Source organism: Microvirga sp. P4_G7 (assembly GCF_056401005.1).
This window is the reverse complement of the sequence record NZ_JBFUKD010000391.1, coordinates 1-3,546: the sequence shown is the minus strand read 5'-3', so window position 1 is coordinate 3,546 and position 3,546 is coordinate 1. Positions and strand designations below refer to the sequence as shown.

Genomic DNA, 3,546 nt, shown 5'->3' with positions numbered 1-3,546 from the left:
CCTCAATCCAAAGATCGCGATGCTGTATCTCGCATTGCTGCCGCAGTTCATCCGGCCCGAAGACGGCAGCGTCCTGATGCAGACGATCACGCTCGGATCCCTGCAGATCGCGATCAGCATCAGCGTCAACGCGGCTATCGCCATCACTGCCGGCACGATTGCGAGTTTCCTCGYGCAACGACCGTCCTGGATTCGTTTTCAACGTTGGATGATGGGATTCGTGCTGGGCGGCTTGGCTTTGAAGATGGCGCTCGACAGCCGCCGCTGAGAGCGGATTGCTATTTCTTCTTGGCCGCGTTTTGTGTGATATCCGGCAGAACCTGATCGACCTTGCCGATCTCCGCCCACGGATCGTTGCGGAGGGCCTTCAGGCGCTTCTGCAAGTTCTCGACCGTGAAGCCGTTCGGTTTGAGCTGCGGGGTCAATTCCTGCCATGAAACGGGGACGGACACAGGCGCGCTTTCACGTGCGCGGGTCGAATAGGGAGCGATCGCTGTGGCGGAGCGGTTGTTGCGGAGATAATCGACGAAGATCTTTCCCTCGCGTTGCCGTTTGCTCATGTTGGTCGTGTAGCGCGCTGGCTCATCGGCTTCCATCATCTGCGCGAGCGCGCGAGCGAACGCCGATGTCGTCTCCCAAGAATCCTTCGGCGTGAGCGGCACGACCACATGAAGGCCCTTGCCTCCGGTGACCTTCAAGAAACTTTCGAGGTTGAGAAGCTTCAGCCGCTCGCGCAGGGATCCCGCGGCTTCAATCATGCGTGCCCAGTCGACACTTTCATCCGGATCGAAATCGAAGACGAGACGGTCCGGCTGCTCCAAATGTGATATCGTCGAACCCCATACGTGAACCTCCAGAACGCTGGCTTGCACAAGCGAAACGAGACCCTGCACATCGCTTACGTAAATCACTTCTTCTTCTTCGCCGCTCTCGTCACGGACCATGTCTCGGTGAATGTGATCGCCGAAGCCCGCCCAGGAATGTCGTTGCACGAAGCAGCTCTTCTCGGTTCCGGACGGACAGCGCAGCAAGGTCAGTGGTCGGTCGACGACATGCGGCAGAACCCAATCGGCCACTCCCACATAGAATTCCGCCAGCTCACGCTTTGTGAGCCCCTGATCCGCCCAAAGCACGCGATCGGGATGTGTCAGGCGCACACCGGCGACCTCGTCCGAGCCGCCGCTCTTGTCTTTGCCCTTGCTCGGGCTCGAGCTCGCGCCTCTGGCCGTCTTGGATTTCTTTGACTTCGTAGCCGCCGATTGCGGTTTTGCGGGTACGTCGCGCGCCTTCTCCATCACGACCTCTCGGGGGGGCTTGCTGCCCCTTTCGGCTCGGAGGTCTTGGTGAAGTCGCGCTTGGCACGAGAGGGAGCGAGCTTTGTCATGGCGCGGAGTCAATCCGCGCCATGGGCTTCAGTTCCACCCGTTCAGGAGGCGAGGGGCGTCTTGGCGGCCGTCAGCTCGGTATCCTGCTGGCTCAGGAAGGCCGCGGCGATCAGGTCGCGGGTATAATCCTCCGACGGCCGATCGAAGATCGCCTGCGCGGTGCCACGCTCCACCACCTTGCCGGTCTTCATGACCATGATTTCGTCGGACAACGCGCGCACGACCGCGAGATCATGGCTGATGAAGACGTAGGCGAGACCGTGGGTCTTTTGCAGATCGCGCAGGAGATCGACGATTTCCTTCTGGACCGACCGGTCGAGGGCCGAGGTCGGTTCATCGAGCACCACGAGCTTAGGATGAAGGATCATGGCGCGAGCGATGGCGATGCGCTGCCGTTGACCGCCCGAGAATTCGTGCGGGAAGCGATTGCGCCACGCCGGATCGAGCCGAACCTCCTCGAAGGCCTGGGCCGCGCGTCGATCGCGCTCTTTGCGTGAAATGCGCGGTTCGTGGACCAGAAGGCCCTCTGTGACGATTTCGCCAGCGGTCATGCGGGGAGAGAGGGAGCCGAAGGGGTCCTGGAACACGAGCTGCAGGTGCCGGCGCAGCGGGCGCATGCCGGCTCGATCGAGCGGCATCAGGTTGCGATCTTCGAACCGCACCATGCCGCTCGCGGGCAACAGGCGGAGGATGGCGCGACCCAAGGTCGATTTGCCCGAACCCGATTCACCGACGACGCCGACGGTTTCACCGGCGCGTACGGACAGGCTCACGTTGTCGACGGCGCGCAGCACGTGGCTGGTCCGTCCGAAGAAGCCACTCTTGGTCGCGAAGTTCACCTCGATGTTCTTCGCGTCCAGAATGAGCGGCGCGCCGCTCGACACGGGTTCCTTGCGGCCACGCGGTTCCGCGTCGATCAGCATCTTGGTGTAGGGATGCTTGGGCGCATCGAACAAGGTCGAGGTCTCGCCGCTTTCGACCACCTGTCCGCTCTTCATCACGTAGGTGCGTGTCGCGAAGCGCCGGACGACGCCGAGATCGTGCGTAATGAAGACGATCGACATGCCGAGACGCTTCTGCAGATCGGCCAGGAGCTCGAGGATGCGCGCCTGCACGGTCACGTCGAGAGCGGTCGTCGGTTCGTCGGCGATCAAGACGTCCGGGTTGTTTGCAAGCGCCATCGCGATCATCACGCGCTGCCGCTGTCCGCCGGACAATTCGTGCGGATAGGAATCGATGCGCCGCTGCGGGTCCGGGATACGAACGAGCTCGAGAAGTTCGATGGCGCGCGTGCGCGCTTTCGCTTTGCTCATGCCGCCGTGGGTGGTCAGCGGCAATGCGAGCTGATCGCCGATCCGGTACAGGGGATCGAGCGATGTCATCGGCTCCTGGAAGATCATCGTCAGCTTCGAACCGCGATAGCGATTGAGCTTGTCGGGCGACAGGCCGATGAGCTCCTGGCCGCGATACTTGACCGAACCTTCAGCCCAGCCGTTGGACGACAGAAGTCCCATGACGGACATCATCGTCTGGCTCTTGCCGGAACCGGACTCGCCGACGATGGCGACGGTTTCCCCCGGATTGATGTCGATATCGACGCCTTTGACCGCTTGCAGAATGCCGTCGCCGGTTCTGAAGCGAACCTGAAGGTTGCGGATGGCGAGAACGGGTTCCGTCATCTCAACGGTCCTTTGGATCGAGAGCATCGCGCAGTCCGTCGCCGATGAAATTCAGGCAGAACAGGATCGTGACGAGCGTGATGGAGGGATAGAGCAGCATCCAAGTTGCGCCCTGAATGTTCTTGGCGCCCTCTGAAATGAGCACGCCGAGACTTGTGTTGGGTTCCTGGACACCAAGTCCGAGGAAGGACAGGAAGCTTTCCAGGAGAATGACCTTCGGCACGAGCAGCGTCATATAGACGACCACCGGGCCGAGCGTGTTGGGAATGACATGGCGGCGGATGATGCCCCTTGTCTCGACGCCCAAGGCCTCGGCGGCCTGGACGTATTCCTGCCGTTTGATCGACAGGGTCTGTCCGCGCACGATGCGGGCCATGTCGAGCCATTCCACGGCGCCGACGGCGATGAACATCAGCACGAAGTTTCGGCCGAAGAACACCACCAGCATGATCACGAAGAAAATGAAGGGCAGAGAATAGAGC

4 protein-coding genes are annotated in these 3,546 nt (G+C 61.4%); 1 reads left to right on the top strand and 3 read right to left on the bottom strand.

Annotated features, from left to right (window positions below; translation table 11 throughout):
* Nucleotides 1-268 (top strand): LysE family translocator (locus AC1DT3_RS15180; RefSeq protein ID WP_477466078.1); only part of this gene is annotated, 268 nt, incomplete at its 5' end.
* Nucleotides 269-278: 10 nt separating this feature from the next.
* Here the strand turns inward: AC1DT3_RS15180 and ligD are convergent.
* From ligD to AC1DT3_RS15165, 3 genes are all read right to left on the bottom strand, one after another.
* Complete coding sequence (gene ligD / locus AC1DT3_RS15175; protein ID WP_477466077.1) at nucleotides 279-1,295, bottom strand: non-homologous end-joining DNA ligase; 1,017 nt, start codon at nucleotides 1,293-1,295, stop codon at nucleotides 279-281.
* A gap of 131 nt (nucleotides 1,296-1,426) precedes the next feature.
* Complete coding sequence (locus AC1DT3_RS15170) at nucleotides 1,427-3,064, bottom strand: ABC transporter ATP-binding protein (RefSeq protein WP_477466076.1); 1,638 nt, start codon at nucleotides 3,062-3,064, stop codon at nucleotides 1,427-1,429.
* A gap of 1 nt (nucleotide 3,065) precedes the next feature.
* Nucleotides 3,066-3,546 (bottom strand): ABC transporter permease subunit (locus tag AC1DT3_RS15165; RefSeq protein WP_477466075.1); only part of this gene is annotated, 481 nt, incomplete at its 5' end.